The sequence below is a fragment of the Lysobacter luteus genome (assembly GCF_907164845.1).
Taxonomy (GTDB): domain Bacteria; phylum Pseudomonadota; class Gammaproteobacteria; order Xanthomonadales; family Xanthomonadaceae; genus Novilysobacter; species Novilysobacter luteus.
Genome location: NZ_OU015430.1, coordinates 1,504,322 through 1,521,837, shown reverse-complemented (window position 1 = coordinate 1,521,837; position 17,516 = coordinate 1,504,322). Strand labels below are relative to the sequence as shown.

General features: G+C 68.8%; 13 protein-coding genes. 7 read left to right on the top strand and 6 right to left on the bottom strand.

Going from position 1 to position 17,516, the window contains the following annotated elements; all coding sequences use genetic code 11:
• Nucleotide 1: 1 nt before the first annotated feature.
• The 6 genes from KOD61_RS07105 (at nucleotide 2) to KOD61_RS07080 (ending at nucleotide 8,919) form a co-directional block, all read left to right on the top strand.
• A complete protein-coding gene (locus KOD61_RS07105) occupies nucleotides 2-973 on the top strand; it encodes a phosphoglycerate mutase (protein WP_215218034.1) in 972 nt (323 codons plus the stop codon).
• Nucleotides 970-2,700: a single-stranded-DNA-specific exonuclease RecJ gene (recJ, locus tag KOD61_RS07100; RefSeq protein WP_215218033.1), complete on the top strand. Its 1,731-nt coding sequence runs from the start codon at nucleotides 970-972 to the stop codon at nucleotides 2,698-2,700. Before KOD61_RS07105 ends, recJ begins: the two co-directional genes overlap by 4 nt.
• Nucleotides 2,701-2,798: 98 nt before the next feature.
• Nucleotides 2,799-3,927, top strand: a protein-coding gene (gene prfB / locus KOD61_RS07095) for a peptide chain release factor 2 (protein WP_215218032.1) whose coding sequence is annotated in 2 segments (ribosomal slippage) — nucleotides 2,799-2,873 and nucleotides 2,875-3,927 — 1,128 coding nt in all. Because the reading frame shifts where the segments join, the coding sequence is not laid out codon by codon here.
• Nucleotides 3,928-4,039: 112 nt separating this feature from the next.
• Nucleotides 4,040-5,575 (top strand): lysine--tRNA ligase, encoded by a 1,536-nt coding sequence (gene lysS, locus KOD61_RS07090; protein ID WP_215218031.1) that lies wholly within the window; start codon nucleotides 4,040-4,042, stop codon nucleotides 5,573-5,575.
• A gap of 51 nt (nucleotides 5,576-5,626) precedes the next feature.
• Nucleotides 5,627-6,685, top strand: a complete 1,059-nt coding sequence (locus KOD61_RS07085) for a response regulator (RefSeq protein ID WP_215218030.1) — start codon at nucleotides 5,627-5,629, stop codon at nucleotides 6,683-6,685.
• A 5-nt stretch (nucleotides 6,686-6,690) separates the two neighbouring features.
• Nucleotides 6,691-8,919, top strand: coding sequence for an ATP-binding protein (locus tag KOD61_RS07080; protein WP_215218029.1), 2,229 nt, complete (start codon nucleotides 6,691-6,693; stop codon nucleotides 8,917-8,919).
• A 30-nt stretch (nucleotides 8,920-8,949) separates the two neighbouring features.
• On the opposite strand, the gene KOD61_RS07075 is transcribed toward KOD61_RS07080, so the two are convergent.
• Both KOD61_RS07075 and KOD61_RS07070 read right to left on the bottom strand, forming a co-directional pair.
• A complete protein-coding gene (locus tag KOD61_RS07075; RefSeq protein WP_215218028.1) occupies nucleotides 8,950-9,813 on the bottom strand; it encodes a crotonase/enoyl-CoA hydratase family protein in 864 nt (287 codons plus the stop codon).
• 178 nt (nucleotides 9,814-9,991) lie between these two features.
• On the bottom strand, nucleotides 9,992-11,671 hold the full coding sequence (locus KOD61_RS07070; RefSeq protein ID WP_215218027.1) for a long-chain fatty acid--CoA ligase: 1,680 nt from the start codon (nucleotides 11,669-11,671) through the stop codon (nucleotides 9,992-9,994).
• Nucleotides 11,672-11,829: 158 nt separating this feature from the next.
• On the opposite strand from KOD61_RS07070, the gene KOD61_RS07065 reads away from it, so the two are divergent.
• Nucleotides 11,830-12,264 (top strand): nuclear transport factor 2 family protein, encoded by a 435-nt coding sequence (locus tag KOD61_RS07065; RefSeq protein ID WP_215218026.1) that lies wholly within the window; start codon nucleotides 11,830-11,832, stop codon nucleotides 12,262-12,264.
• Between the two features lie 111 nt (nucleotides 12,265-12,375).
• On the opposite strand, the gene acnA is transcribed toward KOD61_RS07065, so the two are convergent.
• The 4 genes from acnA to KOD61_RS07045 form a co-directional block, all read right to left on the bottom strand.
• Nucleotides 12,376-15,144 carry an aconitate hydratase AcnA gene (acnA, locus tag KOD61_RS07060; protein ID WP_215218025.1) on the bottom strand — a complete coding sequence of 923 codons (2,769 nt, stop codon included), beginning with the start codon at nucleotides 15,142-15,144 and terminating at the stop codon, nucleotides 12,376-12,378.
• A gap of 136 nt (nucleotides 15,145-15,280) precedes the next feature.
• Nucleotides 15,281-15,901, bottom strand: coding sequence for a high frequency lysogenization protein HflD (gene hflD / locus KOD61_RS07055; protein WP_215218024.1), 621 nt, complete (start codon nucleotides 15,899-15,901; stop codon nucleotides 15,281-15,283).
• A complete protein-coding gene (gene mnmA / locus KOD61_RS07050; protein WP_215218023.1) occupies nucleotides 15,898-17,043 on the bottom strand; it encodes a tRNA 2-thiouridine(34) synthase MnmA in 1,146 nt (381 codons plus the stop codon). Before mnmA ends, hflD begins: the two co-directional genes overlap by 4 nt.
• Nucleotides 17,040-17,516, bottom strand: coding sequence for an NUDIX hydrolase (locus KOD61_RS07045; RefSeq protein WP_215218022.1), 477 nt, complete (start codon nucleotides 17,514-17,516; stop codon nucleotides 17,040-17,042). The genes mnmA and KOD61_RS07045 overlap by 4 nt, the downstream gene beginning before the upstream one ends.

Below are 17,516 nucleotides of genomic sequence, written 5' to 3'. Positions count from 1 at the left end.
AGTGGCGTCGGCCACGCTGCTGCTGCCGCCTGCCGCGCGTTTTGGCGGGCAGCGGGTGTCGCCCGACACCGCGCGATGGCTGGGGCGGGCGGACCGCATCGCTGCCGCCCCGGGTAGCGGTGCCCCGGGTGACGGGCTGACGCGGTACTTCGAGGTCCTGCCGCGGGGATGGCCCGCGGCAGCGGTAACCCGTCAACGTGATGCCGCGGCCGACGCCAATGGCCTCTGGATGCGGGCGGACCCGGTGTTCGTCCAGCCCGATATCAACGGCGCACGGCTGATGTCGCACGGCGATGCACTCGCGCTTGACCGGTCCGACGCGGAGGCGCTGCTGCCCGCGCTGCGCCCGCTGTTCGGCGATGCCGGGTTCGTGCTGGACGCGCCGCACCCGGCGCGCTGGTACCTGCGCGTGCCCGACGGGGCCAAGCTGCCGGTCACCGTGTCGCCCGAACAGGCACTGGGCGAGGACCTGTTCGAGCATCTTCCCGCCGGCGCGGAAGGGCGACGCTGGCGCTCGCTGCTGAGCGAGGCGCAGATCGTGCTGCACAACCATCCGCACAACGCCCGCCGCGCTGCAGCCGGCCTGGCGCCGGTGAACTCGCTGTGGTTCTGGGGTGCGGGCCGGCTGCCCGATCAAATCAGGACGACGCTGGATGCGGTACTGAGCGTCGACGACACGCTGGTGGCGTTCGGACAGGCGGCCGGCGCGTCGGCATCTTCACTGCCGGCGGTGTGGTCGGCCGGAGACGGCGACCGACTGGTGGATCTGCGCGGCAGCCGGGACCTGCGCGAGCTCGACCGCGACTGGCTCGCGCCGGCGTTGTCCAGCCTTGCGGCCGGGCAGCTCCGCAGCGTGTCGCTCGAATTCCCGGACAGGGGCGGCCTGTACGTGGCCCGACGGCACCGCTGGCGCTTCTGGCGTCGACCACTCCTCTCGTTCATTACGGCGCCCGCCGACGGAAGCGCGGAGTGAGCCTGCCGGCACCTGTGCTGCGACGCCGCCCGGCCACCTCGACCGGCCAATGGCCCGAACAAGTGCCCGAACTGCTGCGGCGTATCTATTGCGCCCGCGGCGCCGCCGGCATCGACCAGGCCCGGCCCCGCCTGGCGACGCTGCTGCCACCCCATACGATGAAGGGCATCGACGCGGCCACCGCACTGCTGGCCGAAGCAATCGCGTCCGACCGGCACATCCTCGTGGTCGGCGACTTCGACTGCGACGGGGCCACCGCCTGCGCGGTCGCGGTGCGGGGCCTGCGGATGTTGGGCGCACGCCGCGTCTCGCACGCGGTGCCAGACCGGGCGGTGCACGGCTACGGCCTGTCCCCGGCCCTGGTCGAGGACCTGGCGGGGCTGCAACCCGACCTGCTGGTGACGGTCGACCACGGCATTGCCTGCCATGCGGGCATCGCCGCCGCGAAAGGGCGCGGCTGGACCGTGCTGGTCACCGACCACCACCTGCCGGGCCAGACCCTTCCACCGGCCGACGTCATCGTCGACCCGAACCAGCCCGGCTGCGAGTTCCCCAGCAAGGTCATGGCTGGCGTGGGCGTGGTGTTCTACGTGCTGCTCGCACTGCGCCAGCGGTTGCGGGCCGCCGGTGCGGTCGAGGGCAACGGCCCCGACCTCGGCCGCCTGCTCGACCTGGTCGCGGTCGGGACCGTCGCCGACCTCGTGCCGCTGGATGCCAACAACCGTGCACTGGTGGCGGCCGGCCTGCGCCAGTTGCGGATGGGGCAGGGATGCGCAGGACTCCAGGCGTTGATCGAGGTCGCCCGGCGCGACCCGGCCACGCTGTCGGCCAGCGACATCGGTTTCGCGGTCGGTCCCCGGCTCAACGCCGCGGGGCGGCTGGAGGACATGGCGGTCGGCATCGAGTGCCTGCTGAGCGACGACGCCACGCAGGCGCGGGCCATCGCCGCCACGCTCGATGCGATCAATGGCGAGCGCCGCGCGGTGCAGCAGCAGATGACCGAACAGGCCGAGGCGGCGCTTGCGACCCTCGCGCTGGGCGCCCTCGGCCCCGCAGGCAGCCTGCCGCTGGCGCTGTGCCTGCACGATCCGGACTGGCATCCCGGCGTGGTCGGGCTGGTTGCGTCGAAGATGAAGGACCGACTTCACCGCCCGGTCATCGCCTTCGCGCCGGCCGAACCCGGCGGCGCGGTGCTGCGTGGCTCGGCCCGCTCGGTGCCCGGCTTCCACATCCGCGATGCGCTGGCGATGGTCGATGCCCGCCATCCCGGCCTGATCGAGCGCTTCGGTGGCCACGCGATGGCCGCCGGCCTCAGCCTGCCGGCGGAACGCCTTCCCGCGTTCGAAGAGGCATTCCTCGCCTGCGCGACCGAACGCCTTACCGATGACCTGCTGCGCGCCGAGATCCTCAGCGACGGCGAGCTGTCCGGAGACGAGTTCCGCCGTGACATTGCCGAATCGCTTCGTGATGGCGGGCCGTGGGGACAGGGGTTCCCCGAGCCGCAGTTCGACGGGGAGTTCGACGTGCTGGGCTGGCGCGTGGTCGGCCAGCGACACCTCAAATTGGAACTCGGCTACGCCGGTCGGCGCTTGAACGCCATCCATTTCGGCGGCTGGGACGAATGCGAGCCGTCGCCGCGCGTGCGTTTGGCGTTCCGGCTGGAGCCGGACGACTACCGCGGCGGTGATGCCGTCCAGCTGGTGGTGATCCACCGCGAGCCTGCCTGAAGCCGGTCCGCACCGATGCGACGGACCCGCGATGCGGCAGGCCCTGCCTGCTAGAATTGCCGGTCATTTTCCGCAGCAACCACGGACACGGAACCGACATGCTTGAACTCAATCCCGTCCGCCAGCGCATCGCCGACCTGACCGGTCGGCTGGATGCGCTCAGGGGGTATCTTTGACTTCGACCTCAAGGTCGAACGTCTTGAAGAAGTAGAGCGGGAGCTGGAAAGCCCCGATGTGTGGAACGACGCAGAGCGCGCGCAGGCGCTCGGTCGCGAGCGCGCCTCGCTCGAGAAAGTGGTGCGTGGCATTACCGGCCTGACCGAGGGACTGTCCGGCGCCAGCGAACTGCTGGAACTGGCCGAGATGGAGGACGACGAGTCCACCGCGCAGTCCGTGGTCGACGATGTCGAGGGTTTCGCGAAGGAGGTCGACAAGCTCGAGTTCCAGCGCATGTTCTCCGGCCAGATGGACGGCGCGCCCGCGTTCGTCGATATCCAGGCCGGCGCCGGCGGCACCGAGGCGCAGGACTGGGCCGAGATGCTGCTGCGCATGTACCTGCGCTGGTGCGAGTCGCGCGGCTGGAAAGCCGAGCTCATGGAGGTCTCCGGCGGCGACGTCGCTGGCATCAAGTCGGCGACCTTCCGGGTCGAGGGCGACTTTGCCTACGGCTGGCTGAAGACCGAGACCGGCGTGCACCGGCTGGTGCGCAAGTCGCCGTTCGATTCAGACAACCGGCGCCATACCAGCTTCACGTCGGTGTTCGTCTCGCCCGAGGTGGACGACAAGATCGACATCGAGATCAACCCCGCCGACCTCAAGACCGACGTGTACCGCTCGTCCGGCGCGGGTGGCCAGCACGTCAACAAGACCGAGTCGGCGGTGCGCATCACGCACGTCCCGTCCGGCATCGTGGTGGCGTGCCAGACCGAACGCAGCCAGCACGCCAACCGCGATCGCGCGATGAAGATGCTGGCCGCCAAGCTGTACGAGCTGGAGATCCAGAAGCGCAACGCCGAGCGTGACGCGGTCGAGGCGACCAAGTCCGACATCGGCTGGGGCAGCCAGATCCGCAACTACGTGCTGGACCAGAGCCGGATCAAGGACCTGCGCACCGGTATCGAGCGGTCCGACACCCAGAAGGTGCTCGACGGCGACCTCGACGAGTTCGTCGAAGCCAGCCTCAAGTCCGGCCTGGAAGTCGGTGCCAAACGCGCCGACGCGACCTGACCGCCACGCCGTTGCGGGAGCGACGCAAGTCGCGACCCGACGACATCACGATGCCCCCCGATCGCGACTGACGTCGCTCCTGCGAACGTCCATCGCCCTGACTGACACCGCCATGACCGACAACACGCCGCCGACCGCCGCAGACGACCAAGCCCAGGACGAGAACCGCCTGATCGCCGAGCGTCGCACCAAACTCAAGGCGTTGCGCGGGCAGGGCGTGGCGTTCCCCAACGACTTCCGCCGCGGCGACTATGCCGGCGACCTGCAGGCCGAGTACGCCGACGCCGAGCGGTGGACCGCCGAGGCACTGGAAGGCGCGGACCGCCAGGTCGCCCTCGCCGGACGCATCCTGCTCAAGCGGGTGATGGGCAAGGCCAGCTTCGTGCAGGTCCAGGACGAGTCCGGCCGCATCCAGTTGTTCCTGCAGGCCAACGCACTGGGCGATACCTACACCGCGTTCAAGGGCTGGGACGTCGGCGACATCGTCGGTGCCACCGGCACCCTGACCCGGACCCGCACCGGCGAGCTGTCGGTGAAGGTCGACCAGCTGCGCCTGCTGACCAAGTCGTTGCGCCCGCTGCCGGACAAGTTCCACGGCCTGGCGGACGTGGAGCAGCGTTACCGCCAGCGGTACGTCGACCTCATCGTCTCGCCGGAGGCGCGCGAGGTGTTCGTCAAGCGCAGCCGTATCATCCGCGCGATGCGCGAGTGGCTGGACACGCGCCGCTTCCTCGAGGTCGAAACGCCGATGATGCATTACATCCCCGGCGGCGCGACGGCCAAGCCGTTCACCACCCACCACAACGCGCTGGACCTGCAGCTGTACCTGCGGGTCGCGCCGGAGCTGTACCTCAAGCGGCTGGTCGTCGGCGGGCTGGAGCGGGTCTACGAGATCAACCGCAACTTCCGGAACGAGGGCGTGTCCACCCGGCACAATCCCGAGTTCACGATGCTCGAGCTGTACGAGGCCTACGCCACCTACAACGAGGTGATGGACCTGACCGAGGGCATGATCCGCGACATCGCGGTGTCGGTGATCGGAAGCACCGCGGTCGAGTGGGACGGCCAGTCGATCGACCTGGGCCCGCCCTTCCGCCGCTGGTCGATGACCGACGCGGTCCTCGAGCACAACCCCGGGATCGCCCGTGACGACCTGCGTGACCTGGACAGGATGCGCGCCCACTGCGAGCGCCTGAAGATCCCGGTCAAGCCCGGCTACGGCTGGGGCAAGCTGCTGCTGGAGATCTTCGAGAAGACAGTAGAGGACAACCTGGTGCAGCCGACGTTCATCACCGACCACCCGGTCGAGGTGAGCCCTTTGGCCCGTGCCAGCGACCACGACCCGGAACTCACCGACCGGTTCGAGCTCTTCATCGGCGGCAAGGAGCTGGCCAACGGGTTCTCCGAGCTCAATGACCCTGAAGACCAGGCCGCGCGCTTCCAGGCCCAGGTTGACGCGAAGGAGGGCGGCGACGACGAGGCCATGCACTTCGACGCGGACTACATCCGTGCCCTGGAGGTCGGCCTGCCGCCGACCGGCGGCCTAGGCGTGGGCATCGACCGGCTGGTGATGATGCTGACGGGGTCTGCCTCGATCCGCGACGTGTTGCTCTTTCCGTACATGCGTCCCGAGCACGGCGCGGGCTGAGGGCGGTATCCTCGGGCCATTGCGGGGAGGTAGTCCGGTGGGAAGGTCCTGATGAACGTCGTAATCGTTGATGACCAGACGTCCGCCCGGACGATGCTCAGGCACATCATCGAGGACATCGCCCCGCAGCTGGCGGTGCATGACTTCGGCGAGCCCGATTGCGCGCTCGACTGGTGCGAGGCCAACCAGCCCGACCTGCTGCTGCTGGACTACCGCATGCCGGGGATGGACGGGCTCGAGTTCGCACGCCGCTTCAGGCGGGTGCCGGTCAGGCGCGACATCCCGATCATCCTGGTGACCGTGGTCGGCGATGAGCCGGTCCGGCAGGCTGCGCTGGATGCGGGCGTCATCGACTTCCTGGTCAAGCCGGTGCGGCCGCGGGAGCTGCGGGCGCGTTGCCGCAACCTGCTGCAACTGCGGCAGCAGTCCGAGAACGTCAAACAACGGGCCCTGTCCCTTGAACAGCGGCTGCTGGCGAGCATGCACGAGGTGGAGCAGCGTGAGCGCGAGACCCTGTCGCGCCTCGCGCTTGCGATCGAATACCGCGATTCGGGCACCAGCGCATCGCTGGAACGCATGGCGCGCGTGGCCGGCCTCATCGCCGAGCGGGTCGGTCTGTTCGAGGACGAGGTACGGCTGGTCGAGATGGCCGCGCCGCTGCACGACATCGGCAAGATCGCGATCCCGGACTCGGTGCTGCTCAAGGCCGGTCCGCTGGACGACGACGAGGCCCGGATCATGCGCAGCCACCCGCGCATCGGCCACAAGCTGCTGGGCGGGAGCCACAACCGCTTCGTGCAGACCGCTTCGGTGATCGCGCTGCGCCACCACGAGCGGTTCGACGGCAGTGGCTACCCCGACGGGTTGCGTGGCGAGGACATCCCGATCGAGGCGCGTATCGTTGCAGTCGCGGACGTGCTCGACGCGCTCATCTCTCCGCGACCGTACAAGCCGGCGTGGAGCCTGGCGGACGCGCTGGCGTACCTGCAGGAGCAGTCCGGGCGCCTGTTCGACCCGGTGTGCGTGTCCGCCCTGGTCCAGTCGCGCGAGCGGCTGGAGGAGATCTGCAGGCAGTTTCCCGGGACAACCCCCCGCACCGGCATGGAGTAGCCGACATGAAGCACCCGGTTTCGCGACCGTTGCCCCGCCTGCTGGCCCGCCTGATGGCCCGCTTCTCACAGCGGCCGGACAGCGAACACGGCCAGGCCACGGTACGGATCCTGGTGCTCACCGTGGTGCTGGTGTACCTGTTGCTGCGCGGCGCCGGCGGGTCGCTCGACCCGAGCGCGTACACCGCCGTGCTCACGATGGTCGAGATGGGCTTCGTGGTGGGCATGGTCCTGCTGGGCTGGATCGCCTTCCTGCCGGGGAAGTCCCACGTTCGCCGCGCCATCGGCATGGCCGCCGACTACGGGCTGATGGCCGCCGCCATGATCCGCATGGGCGAACCGCTGGCCTGGGTGTACGTGATCATCATGTGGGTCACGGTCGGCAACGGCCTGCGGTTCGGCAACCGCTACCTGGCCGCGGCGATTACCGCGGCGTGCGTCGCGTTTGGCAGCGTACTGGTCGGCAGTGGCTACTGGCAGGCCAACCTGAGCCTGGGCATCGGACTGTGGCTGGGACTGGTCGCCATTCCCCTGTACCTCTCCGGATTGCTCCGGGCCCTGACCGCCGCCACCGAGGAGGCGCGCCGCGCCAACGAGGCGAAGAGCCGCTTCCTCGCCAACATGAGCCACGAGTTCCGCACCCCGCTGAACGGCCTGGCGGGCATGTCCGAGGTGCTGGCGACCACCCGGCTGGATGACGAGCAACGCGAGTGCCTGGCGACCATCCAGGCATCCACCCGAAGCCTGCTGTCACTGGTCGAGGACGTGCTCGACATCGCCGCGATCGAGGCCGGCAAGGTCAAGCTGGCGCGCGTGGAGTTCTCGCCCCGCGAGCTGGTCGACGGCATCGGCCTGATCCTCCAGCCGCAGGCGCGTGCCAAGCATCTGCACTACCAGGCCACGGTATCGTCCGGGGTGCCCGAGCTGGTGCGCGGCGATGCCGGCTACCTGCGCCAGGTGCTGATCAACCTGGCCGGGAACGCGGTCAAATTCACCGAGAGCGGCTCTGTCCATCTTGAGGTCGAGCCCGGCCCGGTGACCAACGGGAGGGCGATGCTGCGCTTCACCGTCACCGACACCGGAATCGGCATCCCGATGGCCGTGCGCCAGCGCCTGTTCGAGGCGTTCGAGCAGGCCGATGCCGGCCTCTCGCGCCGTCACGGCGGCACCGGCCTGGGCACCACCATCGCAAAGGGCCTGACCGAGGCAATGGGCGGCAACATCGGGTTCGAGAGTACCGAGCACCGCGGCAGCCGCTTCTGGGTCGAGTTGCCTTTCGACGTCGTCGAGGCCCGCGAACAGGGCGCGGTGGCAGCGCCCCCCATGGCGGACGCCGGGCGGAGCGCTGCACCGGTCGATCCGGAGCCTTCTGCGCAGGCGGAAAACGTCATTGCGTTTGCCGACCCGTTCCTCCGCCATCGTCTCCGGGTTCGCAGCCTCGGCATCCTGGTGGCGGACGACCATGCAGCCAATCGCATGGTGCTGCAGCGGTTGCTGCAGAAGGCCGGCCACCGTGTGGTGTGCGTCGAGGGGGGCGAGGAGGTGCTCGCCGCGCTGGAAACGACTGACTACGACGCGGTCGTGGTCGACCTGCACATGCCGGGGTTGAGCGGGCTCGACATGCTCCGGCAACTGCGGGTGATGGAGGCGGGCGGCGCCACCCGAACGCCAGTGCTCGTGCTCAGCGCCGACGTGACCCCGCAGTCCATCCAGGCCTGCGAACAGGCCGGTGCTCGCGCCTTCCTGGCCAAGCCGGTCTCTGCGACACGACTCCTCGACACGCTGGCCGAGGTGGCTTCCGGCGTGCGCGTGGGCACGGCCGCCGGCGCGCCGGAACCGCGCGCGCCGCGTGCCTCGTCGGATGGCGTTTTCGATCCGGGGGTCCTGGACGAGTTCCAGTCCCTCGGCCTGGGCATCGAGTTCGAGCGCAAGTTCGTGACGCAGTGCCTGCGCGACGCCGAAGCCTGCCTGACGGCCTTCGCGCGCGCCTCCGAGGGCGCGGACTGGACCATCGCGCGCGAGCAGGCGCATGCCCTCAAGGGCGTAGCGGGCAATCTGGGCCTGGTCGGTGCCGCGACCGCGGCGGGCGACGCCATGGCGATGGCCGACTGGCAACTGTCGCGAGACTGGCGACAGCAACTGGGCCTGCTGGGTGAGCACTTGGCACAAGGGCGCCGCGCACTTGAGTCCCGCCAGCAGGCCCGCACGCCTCGCGACGGCGAGCGGTCCCCCTGATCTTCCCTGTCCGGGCCGGTGTCCGAGCGCTCAGTGGGCGCCGGATCGCCGACTCTGGGCGCGCACGATCCGGTCCATCATCCGCAACGACTTGTCCCCGAGCGCGAGCGCGGCGTCGACCCACACCTCGGTGATCGCCATCAGCTCCTCGTGGCTCACCGGCTGCGCGATGGCACGCGCGGCATTCAACGCCAGATGCGCGTTGGGTGCGCGTTGTTGTTGGCGGATCAGGTCACGCACGGCCGCTTCGCCGCCACCCCTGGGCACAAGCACATCCACGACGCCAAGCCGGTAGAGCTCGTCGCTGCTGCGGATGTTGCCGTCGAGTATGAGCTTCTCGGCCAGTTGCGGCGGGACGCGTTTGCACAGGAACGAATAGGCGCCCATGCCCGGGAACAGCCCGAACAGCACCTCGGGCAGCCCCATATCGACGCCTTCCTCGGCGACGATCGTGTGGCAGGCCAGCGCCAGTTCCATGCCGCCGCCCAGGGCGTCGCCCTGCACCAGCGCGATGGTGCGTACATCGCCGCCAAGGCCGCCGTGCAGGTGGTGGACGCCGTCGATGCAGCGGCGCGCGTAGTCGAGCAGCAAGTCGCTCCGCTTGTCCCGGATGAGCGCGGCGAACAACGCCAGGTCGCCTCCCAGGTTGAAGGCCGGCGCGTCGGACGCAACCACGACGTGCCTGAGGCGCCCGGGTTGGCGTGCGCCGGGGGGCAGTGTGACCGCCGACAGGTAACCCCACATCTCGTCCATGAGCTCGGTGCGGAAGCAGGGCCGCACGCCACTCCCGGCGTCGGCGTGCATGTACAGCCAATGGGTATCGCCATGCAGGTCGGATTCGACCCGCAATGTGGAACGTGCGCCTCCGCGCGGGAGTTTCTCCGTCATGCTCATGTTGCGTCCTCGGCTGGTCGCCCGCATGCGAGGTGGGCTGCGGGGCGAGGTGATGGAGCCCACGGAAATCGATGCTACACCTGCATCGCGAAAACCATTGCCCCGCGTATGGAAATGGGAAAGGCCCCTCGAGAGGGGCCTTCCGGGGCGTTCGCGGGTGGGGCGGAGGCCCCGGCGGTCAGCCTGGCGTGGCTTCGTCGCGCAGCTCGCGACGCAGGATCTTGCCAACGTTGGTCTTGGGCAGCTCCGAGCGGAACTCGACGAAGTGGGGCCGCTTGTAGCCGGTCAGGTTGGCCCGCGCGTGCTGGAGGACCTGCTCGGCGGTGAGCGACTGGTCCTTCTTAACGATCACCACCTTGACCGCTTCGCCCGACTTCTCGTCAGGCACGCCCACCGCGGCCACCTCGAGCACCTCGGGCATCATCGCGATGACATCCTCGATCTCGTTCGGGTACACGTTGAAGCCCGACACCAGGATCATGTCCTTCTTGCGGTCGACGATGTAGAAGAAGCCCTGCTCGTCCATCCTTGCCATGTCGCCGGTGTGCAGCCAGCCGTCGGCATCGATCGCCTCGGCGGTCTCACCTGGACGCTGCCAGTAGCCCTTCATCACCTGCGGGCCCTTGATGCACAGCTCGCCCACCTCGCCGACCGGCAACAGGTTGCCGTCCTCGTCCTTGATGCAGGCGTCGGTCGAGGGAATCGGCAGGCCGATCGAACCGTTGTACTCGGCCAGGTCCATCGGGTTGATGCAGGCGGCCGGCGAGGTCTCCGTCAGGCCGTACGCCTCTACCAGCGTGCAGCCGGTCGCCTTCTTCCAGCGCTCGGCCACCGAACGTTGCACGGCCATGCCGCCACCCAGGGTCAGGTGCAGCGAGGAGAAGTCCACCTCATCGAAACCGGGGGTGTTCAACAGTCCGTTGAACAGCGTGTTGACGCCGGTGATGGCGGTGAACTTGACGCCCTTGAGCTCCTTCACGAAGCCCGGCATGTCGCGCGGGTTGGTGATCATGTGGTTGAGGCCACCGAACTTCATGAAGACCAGGCCGTTCGCCGTCAACGCGAAGATGTGGTACAGCGGCAGCGCGGTGATGATCACCTCGTGGCCCGGACGCACATTGGTGCCCACCCAGGCAGCGGCCTGCTGCATGTTGGCGACCAGGTTGCGATGGGTCAGCATCGCGCCCTTGGCCACGCCGGTGGTGCCACCGGTGTACTGCAGGAAGGCGATGTCGTCGCTGGTGACTTCCACCTTCGGCAGCGCGTGCCGGCTGCCGGCCTCGAGCGTGTCGCGGAAGCGCACCGCGCCGGGGATGGAATACGGCGGCACCATCTTCTTGATGTGCTTGAGCACGAAGTTGACGACCGCGCCCTTCGGGAAGCCCAGCATGTCGCCGAGCCCGGTGGTGATCACCTTCTTGACCGGCGTGTCGGCAAGCACCTGCTGCACGGTATGGGCGAAGTTGTCGAGCACGAGGATCACGCTGGTGCCGGAGTCGACCAGCTGGTGCTTGAGTTCGCGCGGGGTGTACATCGGGTTGGTGTTGACCACCGTCATGCCGGCACGCAGCACGCCGAAGGTGGCGATCGGATACTGCAGGCAGTTGGGCATCATGATCGCGACGCGATCGCCCTTCTTGAGGCCGAGCTCACCCAGCAGGTAGGCGGCGAAGCGGGCGCTGAGCTCGTCGATCTCGCCGTAGGTCAGGGTCTTGCCGAGGCTGGAGAACGCCGGACGGTCGCGGAAGTTGTCGATCGCACTTTCCAGTACCGCGACGACGGAGGCGAACTCGTCGACGTCGATCTGAGCAGGGACACCCGCCGGATACTGTTCAAGCCATGGACGTTCCGCGGTCATTGCATTCCCCCTGCTGTCTTTATTCTTGTTCCGGCTTGCAGGCGCACCGTCGATGCGTGCAAGTATGGTCCGGTCGATTGGAGCATAGCCCCCATGGGCTGGCAAGAACTTGGCGGGGCGTGGCGGAGGCGCCGCGGCGCGCGAAAGGAAGGGGATTGATGGCGAACAAACCACGGGCATGGCGGGTGCTGCTGACGGGGCTGCTGCTGGCCGGATGCGCAGGCGAACCCGGCGAAGCGGAACTGCGCGACGCGGTGGGCGGGTTGCGGACGGCGATCGAGCAACGCGACGCGTCGGCGGTGGAAGGCGCGCTGGCCGAGGACTTCATCGGCCCCGACGGGCTCGACCGTGACGGCGCTCGCCGCATGGCCGCGGTGATGTTCCTGCGGCATCGCGAAACCGGGGTCCGGCCCGGACCACTGGATGTCGCGATGAGCGACGGGTACGCCACCGTCGACTTCACCGCCGTGGTGACTGGCGGGGCGGGCCGCGCCTTGCCGGATGCGGCCAGCATCTACAACGTGAGCACGGCCTGGCGGGTCGAGGAAGGGGACTGGCGGCTGGTCAGCGCGGAGTGGACTCCCGGCCCCTGAGCAGTCACATCGGCTGGCGCGCGCCTGGGCGCGGTCCGGGAAACGGAAAACCGAAAACGGAAACAGGCGGCCTGGGCCGCCCGTTCCGGTGCCACATTCTGGCAATGCCGATCAGGCGGCTTTCTTCGCCGCCAGCTGGCGCAGCACGTAGTGCAGGATCCCGCCGTGGCGGAAGTACTCCACTTCCTTGGGCGTCAGCAGCATCACGTGGACCTCGAAGCGCTTTTCAGTGCCGTCGGCCTTGCGGGCCACGACCGTCGCACGCTTGGCCGCGCCGTCCTGCAGGCCGACCACGTCGATCGTCTCCGAGCCGTCCAGCCCGTGGGTCTGCGCATTCTCGCCGGCCAGGAACTGCAGCGGCAGCACGCCCATGCCCACCAGGTTGGAGCGATGGATGCGCTCGAAGCTCTCGGCCACGACCGCTTTGACGCCGAGCAGGTTGGTGCCCTTGGCCGCCCAGTCGCGCGACGAGCCGGTGCCGTATTCCTTGCCGGCGAACACCACCAGCGGGGTACCTTCGGCCTTGTACTTCATCGCCGCGTCGTAGATCGACATGCGCTCGCCGGCGCCGCCGTCCTTCGCGAAGTACAGCGTGTTGCCGCCTTCCTCGCCACCCATCATCAGGTTCTTGATGCGGATGTTGGCGAACGTGCCGCGGACCATCACGTCATCGTTGCCGCGACGGCTGCCGTAGCTGTTGAAATCGGCCGGCTGCACGCCACGCGACTGCAGGAAGCGGCCCGCCGGCGAATCCTTCTTGATGTTTCCGGCCGGGGAGATGTGGTCGGTGGTGATCGAGTCGCCGAACAGGCCCATCACGCGCGCACCGCGTACGTCCTCGATCGCACCGACCTCCATCGTCATGCCGTCGAAGTACGGCGGGTTCTTGATGTAGGTGGACGCCTCGTCCCACTCGAACGACTCGCCTTCCGGCGACTCGATCTGGTTCCAGCGGCTGTCGCCCTTGAACACGTCGGCGTAGTTCTGCGCGAACAGTTCGGGGCCAACGGTCGCGGCGATGGTGTCGCCGATCTCCTTGTTGGTCGGCCAGATGTCGCGCAGGTATACGTCGTTGCCGTCGCGGTCCTTGCCCAGCGGCTCGGTGGTCAGGTCGATGTCGACCGTGCCGGCGATGGCGTAGGCCACCACCAGCGGCGGCGAGGCGAGGTAGTTCATCTTCACTTCCGAGTGCACGCGGCCCTCGAAGTTGCGGTTGCCCGACAGCACCGAGGCGACCGCGAGATCATTCTCGGCAATGCCCTTGGACACCGCCTCGGGCAGCGGGCCGGAGTTGCCGATGCACGTGGTGCAGCCGTAGCCGACCACGTAGAAGCCGAGGGTCTCAAGGTCGGCCAGTACGCCGGCCTTCTGCAGGTAGTCGGTGACCACGCGCGAACCCGGGCCGAGCGATGGCTTGACCCACGGGGCCGACGTCAGGCCCTTGGCGGCGGCCTTGCGGGCCAGCAGGCCGGCGCCCAGCATCACCGCCGGGTTGGAGGTGTTGGTGCAGGACGTGATCGCGGCGATCACCACCGAGCCGTCGCGCAACTCGACATCCTGGTCCTTGATGTTGATGCGGGAGCAGACCGGCTTGGCCGCCAGGCGCTCGGCCTGCGGCTGGCCACCGCCTTCCTTCTCGAACCGCTGGATCTGGCGGTCGGTCGGCTCGGCGCGGTGGGCGACCAGCGGGCCCACGTTCTCGCGGAAGTTGGACTTCATGTCCGACAGGAGCACGCGGTCCTGCGGACGCTTGGGGCCGGCAAGCGAGGGCTTGACGTCGCCCATGTCCAGTTCGAGCGTGGCGGAGTAGGTCGCTTCCGGCGCGCCCGGTTCATGCCACATGCCCTGGGCCTTGGCGTAGGCCTCCACCAGCGCGATTTGCTCTTCGCTGCGGCCGGACAGGCGCAGGTAGCGCACCGCCTCCGAATCGACCGGGAAGATGCCGCAGGTTGCGCCGTACTCGGGCGCCATGTTGGCGATCGTCGCGCGGTCGGCCAGCGGCAGGTGCTGGAGGCCGTCACCGAAGAACTCCACGAACTTGCCGACCACGCCGTACTTGCGCAGCATCTGGGTGACCGTCAGTACCAGGTCGGTGGCGGTGGCGCCCTCGGGCAGCTTGCCGCTCAGCTTGAAGCCGACTACCTGCGGGATCAGCATCGACGACGGCTGGCCCAACATCGCGGCCTCGGCCTCGATGCCGCCCACGCCCCAGCCAAGCACGCCGATGCCGTTGATCATCGTGGTGTGGCTGTCAGTGCCGAACACGGTGTCCGGGAACGCCAGCAAAGTGCCGTCCACCTCGCGCTCCATCACCACGCGGGCGAGGTTTTCCAGGTTGACCTGGTGGACGATGCCGGTGTTGGGCGGCACCACCTTGAAGTTTTCCAGTGCCTTCTGGCCCCAGCGCAGGAAGCTGTAGCGCTCTGCGTTGCGCTCGAACTCGATCTTGCCGTTGAGGTCCAGCGCATCCGGACGGCCGAACACGTCGACCTGCACCGAGTGGTCGATCACCAGTTCGGACGGGATCAGCGGGTTGATCTGTCCGGCGTTGCCGCCCAGCCGGCTCACCGCGTCGCGCATCGCCGCCAGGTCGACCACGCAGGGCACGCCGGTGAAGTCCTGCAGCACCACGCGGGCCGGCATGAAGGCGATCTCGGTGTCGGGCTCGGCCTTCGCGTCCCACTGAGCGACCGCCTCGATGTGCTCCTTGCCGACCGTCATGCCGCCGTCCTCGTGGCGGAGCAGGTTCTCGAGCAGGATCTTCATCGAGTAGGGCAGCTTGCCCAGGTCGAAGCGCTTGCCCAAGGTCGGCAGGCTGAAATACGTGTAGGACTTGCCGTTGACGTCGAGTTGCGCGCGGGTGGCGAAGGAGTCGGCCATTTGGAGCTCCGTGGCTGGGGGCAGCGAGGGGAAGGACGCGGGAGGGCTGCGGGACACCGCGTTTGAACCCCGTAATTATGCCGGATTCAGTGTTTCCCTGCCGCAACGCAGCGTCCGCCGGCCGCTTCCTCGAGGCTCAGCGCAGTTGCGCTTCGACCGCCTCGAGCATGGCCTTGCGGCGCAGCAGGAAGTCCCACAGGCTGCCGCCCAGCTGGCGCCACAGCACCGCCGAACGCACCGCCGCAAGAAGCACGGCGCGGACCTCGGCGACCACCGAGGCCTGCCCCAGGTAGTGCGGGTTGCCCTGCACCAGCACGCGGGGGCGCAGGTGGCTCAGGGTGTCGGCGTACAGCGCGCCAAGCCCTGCGAGCACGTCGGGATGGGTGCTCCCGGACGCCTCGGCGGTGGCGGCCTGGGCGTTGATGCCCCGGACCACTTTGTCGGCAATCTCGTCGTCGCGCACGAACCGGCGCTCGAGTTGCATCACCGCCAGGGCAAGGCGGGGGAGCTGCTCGTCACGGGCGCGGTTGCCGAAGTAGTCGCGCAGCAGGGTCAGGCCCGGGCGCAGGTTGGCGCGGCTGCCATAGACGGCGGCCGGCGACTCGGCGTCGATCCGGAAGATCGAGTCGAGAGACGTCGCGAGCACGCTTTCGTTGGCCTGTCCGGTGTCGGCGATGCGCCGCACCTGTGCCAATGCCTGGACCAGCCCGGCCAGGGCGAGCACGCGGTCGGAAATCGGATCGGCGGAATCGGTCATGGCATCTGGCCCTTGAGGCGTTGTTCGAGTGGAGCGTCTGTGGCGGCGATCACGGCGCCGCCGAGGCATTCGTCGCCGTCGTAGAGCACCAGCGACTGGCCGGGTGTCACTGCACGTTGGGGCCGGTCGAAGCGGACTTCCAGCGTCCCGTCGTCGCCGACGGTGACCTCGCAGGGCTCGTCGGCCTGGCGGTACCGGGTCTGGGCGGTACAAGTGAAGCCCTCGCCCAAGACGCTTCCGGCGACCCAGTGGGCCACCTCCGTCCGCAGCCGCGTGGACTGGAGGTAGGGGCTGTCGCTGCCCTGGTCAACGTACAGCGTGTTGGTGGCGACGTCCTTGCCGACGACGTACCAAGGTGCGGCGGCAAATCCGCGAACCCCACCCAGGTGGAGCCCCTCGCGCTGCCCCAAGGTGAAATAGAACACGCCCGGATGCTCACCCACCTGCTGGCCGTCGGGCGTTCGCATCTCGCCCTGGCGCGCGGGCAGGTAGCGGCCGAGGAACTCGCGGAAATCGCGCTCTCCGATGAAGCAGATGCCGGTGGAGTCCTTCTTCTCCGCCGTCGGGAGCCCGGCCTCGCGGGCGATGCGTCGGACCTGCTCCTTTGGCAGCTCGCCGAGCGGAAATCGGGTGGCCGACAACTGTGCCTGTCCGAGCTGGTGCAGGAAGTAGCTCTGGTCCTTGCCGCGGTCGACCCCCCTCAGGAGCCGCCAGTGGCCGCGCTGGTGCGCCACGCGGGCGTAGTGCCCGGTTGCGATGGCCTCCGCGCCCAGTTCGCGGGCCGCGTCGAGGAAGTGCTTGAACTTGATCTCGCGGTTGCAGAGTACGTCCGGGTTGGGCGTACGGCCGGCGGCGTACTCGGCCAGGAAGTGTTCGAACACGCCGCTCCAGTACTCGCCGGAGAAGTCGCGGAAATGGATCGGGATGCCCAGGCGCCCGGCCACGGCGACCGCGTCGCGGCGGTCGTCCTCGGCGCGGCAGTCGCCGCTGCCGTCGTCGGCCCAGTTCTGCATGAACAGCCCGGCGACCGGTTCGCCGGCGTCGCGAAGCAGCAGTGCCGCGACCGACGAGTCGACACCACCCGACAGCCCGACGATGGTCCGCGCACCATTGCCGGTGCCGGTCCTTGCCGGCGTGCTCATGCCAGCTGCCGGGCGAGGTCGAGCGGGTAGCGGCGACCGCCGAGGTAATCGGCCACCGTGTCCCACACCAGCGGGCTGCGGTGGCGTGCCGAGGCATCCAGCAGGTCGGCCGGGCTCATCCACTGCGCCTGGATGATGCCGGTGTCCAGCGCCCGGTCGGGGTCATGGCTCACCGGCTCGGCCGAGAACGCGAAGCGCAGGTAGTGGCGCCCCGGCCGATCGACCTGGTCCGGAGACTTCCACTGGTAGGCGCCGATGAACGCCGTCAGCCGCACGTGCCAGCCGGTTTCCTCGAGCGTCTCGCGCAGGGCGGCGTCGTGCAGGCTCTCGTCGGGCTCCAGGTGGCCGGCGGGCTGGTTCAGGACCTGCCGGCCGCTGGCCATCTCCTCGACCATCAGCAACCGCCCGTCGCGCACGACTACGGTCGCCACGGTGACGTCGGGTTGCCAGAAGCGGCCTTCGCGATAGGTCAC

Bases quoted from the DNA above. Each gene is read 5' to 3' on its own strand.
- lysS (WP_215218031.1), top strand. From the start codon at position 4,040: ATGACCGACAACACGCCGCCGACCGCCGCAGACGACCAAGCCCAGGAC.
- KOD61_RS07085 (WP_215218030.1), top strand. From the start codon at position 5,627: ATGAACGTCGTAATCGTTGATGACCAGACGTCCGCCCGGACGATGCTC.
- KOD61_RS07080 (WP_215218029.1), top strand. From the start codon at position 6,691: ATGAAGCACCCGGTTTCGCGACCGTTGCCCCGCCTGCTGGCCCGCCTG.
- KOD61_RS07075 (WP_215218028.1), bottom strand. From the start codon at position 9,813: ATGAGCATGACGGAGAAACTCCCGCGCGGAGGCGCACGTTCCACATTG.
- KOD61_RS07070 (WP_215218027.1), bottom strand. From the start codon at position 11,671: ATGACCGCGGAACGTCCATGGCTTGAACAGTATCCGGCGGGTGTCCCT.
- KOD61_RS07065 (WP_215218026.1), top strand. From the start codon at position 11,830: ATGGCGAACAAACCACGGGCATGGCGGGTGCTGCTGACGGGGCTGCTG.
- acnA (WP_215218025.1), bottom strand. From the start codon at position 15,144: ATGGCCGACTCCTTCGCCACCCGCGCGCAACTCGACGTCAACGGCAAG.
- hflD (WP_215218024.1), bottom strand. From the start codon at position 15,901: ATGACCGATTCCGCCGATCCGATTTCCGACCGCGTGCTCGCCCTGGCC.
- mnmA (WP_215218023.1), bottom strand. From the start codon at position 17,043: ATGAGCACGCCGGCAAGGACCGGCACCGGCAATGGTGCGCGGACCATC.